This is a genomic window from Hydrogenivirga sp. (assembly GCF_056450045.1).
Window position 1 is genome coordinate 1 of sequence record NZ_JBWONM010000061.1, and the last position, 3777, is coordinate 3777.

The 3777-nt window shown below is 52.6% G+C and carries 4 protein-coding genes; 1 reads left to right on the top strand and 3 read right to left on the bottom strand.

The features are described 5' to 3' along the window. The 3 genes from AC1HCM_RS02415 to AC1HCM_RS02425 all read right to left on the bottom strand — a co-directional run. Positions 1–626, bottom strand: a 626-nt coding sequence (locus tag AC1HCM_RS02415) for a lipid II flippase MurJ (RefSeq protein ID WP_479460183.1), incomplete at its 3' end; no start/stop codon positions are given. Beyond that, the gene (locus tag AC1HCM_RS02420) at positions 613–2673 is read right to left on the bottom strand and encodes a primosomal protein N' family DNA-binding protein (RefSeq protein WP_479460184.1); all 2061 of its coding nucleotides are present in this window, start codon (positions 2671–2673) and stop codon (positions 613–615) included. The genes AC1HCM_RS02415 and AC1HCM_RS02420, both read right to left, overlap by 14 nt. After that, positions 2670–3110, bottom strand: coding sequence for a pyridoxamine 5'-phosphate oxidase family protein (locus tag AC1HCM_RS02425; RefSeq protein WP_479460185.1), 441 nt, complete (start codon positions 3108–3110; stop codon positions 2670–2672). Before AC1HCM_RS02425 ends, AC1HCM_RS02420 begins: the two co-directional genes overlap by 4 nt. Positions 3111–3240: 130 nt before the next feature. Here AC1HCM_RS02425 and AC1HCM_RS02430 point away from each other — a divergent pair. Continuing rightward, the coding region (locus tag AC1HCM_RS02430; protein WP_479460186.1) for an RNA-guided endonuclease InsQ/TnpB family protein at positions 3241–3777 on the top strand (537 nt) is incomplete at its 3' end.

Consider the following 3777-nt stretch of genomic DNA (forward strand, 5'->3'; position numbering starts at 1 on the left):
CTCAGGAGGAGAGGTACGTTCACCAGAACCTGAAGGAGCCCTCCCAAGAGAACGCCTGCTATCAGGGAGAGGTAGCCGTAAGGCTCTGCGAAGAGGAGGAGAACCAGCACAAAAACGGCGTTGAATATCCCCTGGGAGAAGGCGGGGATGAAGAACCTCCCCCTGACGTTCAGGATTCCCATGAAGAGGGCGTTCACACCGACGAGAAGGAGATACAGGAAGAGGAACCTTGCCATGAAGACCGCGAGGGAGAAGGTCTCCTCATCCCTTATCCCCGGGGCTATGAGGCTGACTATCTCTCTGGAAAGAGCTACACCGAGGAGGGTAAAGGCTAAGTTCGCCAGAAGGTAGAGTCCGAGAACCTTGGAGAGGAACTCCCTCTCCTCTCCCCTCTCAAGGGCTCTGGTGTACAGGGGAACGAACGCAGCGTTGAATCCCCCCTCTCCGAGCAATCTCCTGAAGCTGTTGGGTATCCTGAAGGCTATAAAGAAGGCGTCCGATATATGGCTCGCCCCAAAGTAGTAGGCAACGGTGGCGTCCCTCACAAAGCCAAGGACCCTGCTTAGGACAGTTCCTATGGCGAAGTTGAGGGCAAAGCGGACGAGCTTCATCTCAGAAAGGGTCAACCTTAGCCTCAATTATAGCCTTTCCGAACCTTCTCATAAGCTGTCTCATCTTCAGAAGGGTTCTCCTGTCCCTGAACTTCACAAGCAGCTCGTAGCATCCCTCCCTCCTGTTGTAGGTGCTCCTCAGATGGGGTGAGAGGAACTTCCTCACGTAGCCCTCAATCTCCAGATCGGATACCTTCAGAAGGAGGAGCCTCCAGAAGGGTGGCAACATCTCCCTCTCCCGCCTCTCAAGCTCCAGTCTGTAAAACTCCTCCAGCCTACCCTCAGCCAAGTATCTGAAGCTCTCCTCCTCAGGAAACATTGTCTGGATTATGAGCCTTTCCCTCGTTACTGAAGAGGTCCTCAGGAGAAAGAGGAAGAGATCCTCCCTCGCCCTGTAGGAGGGAACCGACAGGAGGGAATCGGCGGAGAGAATTATTGAGAGGTCGTAGCTTTCCTCCCAACGGGGGTAGGTGGAGAAGCTCAGCCCCTCCCTCAGACCTACAGACCTCTCAACCACCTCAAGAGCCTTCTCAATTCCAAAGCCGAGCTCCTCCAAAGGACCTTCACACTCGGGACAGACCAGCTCCTCCTGCCTGTAAGAGCAGTTCGTGCAGTAGATAAGCCTCCTCTTGAGGGAGTAGGTCAGGAAGGTCCCACATTTAGGACACTCTACCAGAGCCTCGCACCTCGGGCAGTAGAGGTAGCTGTAGCCATGCTTAGGAACTATGAGAAGCACCCTCTTTTCCTCCTCCTTCTCAAGCACCCTTAGGACGCTCTCTGTTAATACCTCCCCCGCTTCCCTTTTAAGGAGCTCAACCTTTGGGAGAGAGAACTTCCTCTCAAGGGAGAACCTACCCTCCTTGAAAAGGAGGTAAGAGCTCAAGGAGGGAGAGGGCGTGGTGAAGAGGAGCTTGGAACCCCTCTTCTTTGAGAGGGTGTAGGCTATCCTCCTCAGGTCAACGCCACCGGCGTGCCTCAGCTTCACCCCGGGAGAGCTCTCATCAAAGAGTATCAAAGTTCCGAGCCTCTCAACGGGGCACAGGGATGCGAGGAAGGTGCCCACAACAACCCTCCCCCCTTCCGTAGCTGAAAACCAGGACTCAAAGAGCCTCTTGGGGGGAACACCTGAATGAATCTCCAAGAGTTTGTCCCTTAAAATCCCTCTGAGTCTCTCAAGGGCTCTGTACATCTGGCCCGTGTCGGGGAACAGGATGAGGACAGACATACCCCTTGAGATGTGGTCAAGGCACAGCTCCTCAACTTCCCCGAGAGCCTCTCCAAAGCTTGACCACAGGAGCCTCCTGTCAGCGGATATCCTTTTTACAACAGCCCTCGGAGTCTCAACCTCCCTCCGAAGTTCCTCTGGAGACCTGCTCTCTTCCCTCAGGATGCCCCTCCTTAGGAGCTCCCTTAGGAGGGATCTGCTAAAGCCCCAGCTCCTGAGCTCCTCCTCGCTCACACCTTCTCTACCGCTCAGAAACACTAGGAGCCTTCTCTTTTCCTCAGACCTCACCCTTTTAAGGGCATCTCTCAGAGGCAGGGCGAGGCTGTAAAATCTCTCCTCAAGGGAGGGTGCGTTCCAGACCTTCTCTAATCTGAGTATTCCCCTTTTGAGGAGAAGATTTATCAGCTGGGGGTTGAACCTCTTCTTGAGGTTTTCTGGCTTTACACCCCTTCTCTTCTTCACGTACTCAACGACCTCAAGGCTCTTAGGGTCAAGCCCCTTCAGGTTTGTCCTTGAGACCTTAAGAACCTCCTCCTCCCTCCAGAAGAAGGCGGAGGGGAGAAGCCTCTGGAGGAGGTATCCCCTGCTGAGCAGGTAGTCCGAAGAGAGCTCATCAATAAGGGAGAGAGAATCTGTATCAAGGATAGGCTTGGGATCGGGGAAGGACAGGATCTCCTCTCGTGCTTCCTCCTTTCCGACTCCAACAACAACGCCGGTCGCTGTGCCGGACTTTGATGGGATGAGAACACGCCAGCCAACGGGGACCTGCTCCCTGTCCCACTCAGCCCTGAAGCTCTTTACCCTTCCACCGGGGATTAAAACTCTTAGAGTAATCAACTCCTGTTTCTTAAGGCAGACATGACCTTCTCATCAAGCTCAACCATCTTCAGAACCTTTCCAGTATGTGCAAAGGGTATGACACCGGTGATGGTGGAGCCGGGGAAGAGGGAGTTCTCCACCGTGTCTATCTCCATCTCAAAGGCTGAGACGTCAAAGGGAACGCCCTCAATCTTTTCTAAAACCTCCCGGGCTGTGCCGTAGCAGGTCAGGGACTTGTCGGGAGCGAACATCTGGACTGCCACCTTCCCCGTCTGGCGGATGTTCTCCGCGGTCTTCGCCTTTGAACTGACCGCAAAACGAAGCGTCCTCTCGTCCAAGGGGTATATCCATGTTATGAAGGTCATGTGCTGGTTTCCTTCACCATCAACGGTCCCTATGACAACGGGAAAGACCCCGAGGTCTCTCATCAGATCTATCAACTCTCTGGGAAGCATCCTATACCTCCTGCTCAGGTTTTAACTAAATTTACGTCCTAAGTCCCCTACCGTAAGGGAGAGTGTGCAGCCGTCGCCCGTAAAGGCGTTGACAAGTAGTTGGTTCTAAATGGGTATAATATCAAACGCTATGTCCAGAGTCAAGGAAGAGACTAAATTCTTACTGACCTACAAGTTCAGAGCCTACCCTTCAGCTCTGCTGGAATACAGAATGGAAAGCTGGCTCTTTATACTGCAAAGCCTTTATAACCATGCCCTTGAGGAAAGAAAGAGAGCATGGAAAGAGGAAAGGAAAAGCATCACATACTCAGACCAGCAAAACTCCCTTCCCAAACTCAAGGAAAAAGACCCATCCCTCAAACTCGTTCACTCTCAAGTCCTTCAGGACTGTTTAAGAAGGGTTGATAATGCTTTCCAGAAGTTCTTCAAAGGGGAAGCAGAATATCCCAAGAAAAAGAAGCTCTCCAAATACAGCTCCTTCACCTTCCCTCAAGTGTGGATGAAACAGAAAGGAAGGCTTGTGGAGGTTATCAAGCTTGAGAAGAAGAACAGTAGGTTTGCATACCTGCACCTTCCGAAGCTCGGGAAACTCAAAATCAGACTCCACAGAGATATAGACTGGTCAAGAGCAAGGACTGTCACGGTAAAGAGAGAACCGTCAGGAAAG

What these genes read in the sequence shown, in the direction of transcription:
- AC1HCM_RS02425 (WP_479460185.1), bottom strand. Translation starts at nt 3,110, where the DNA reads ATGCTTCCCAGAGAGTTGATAGATCTGATGAGAGACCTCGGGGTCTTT.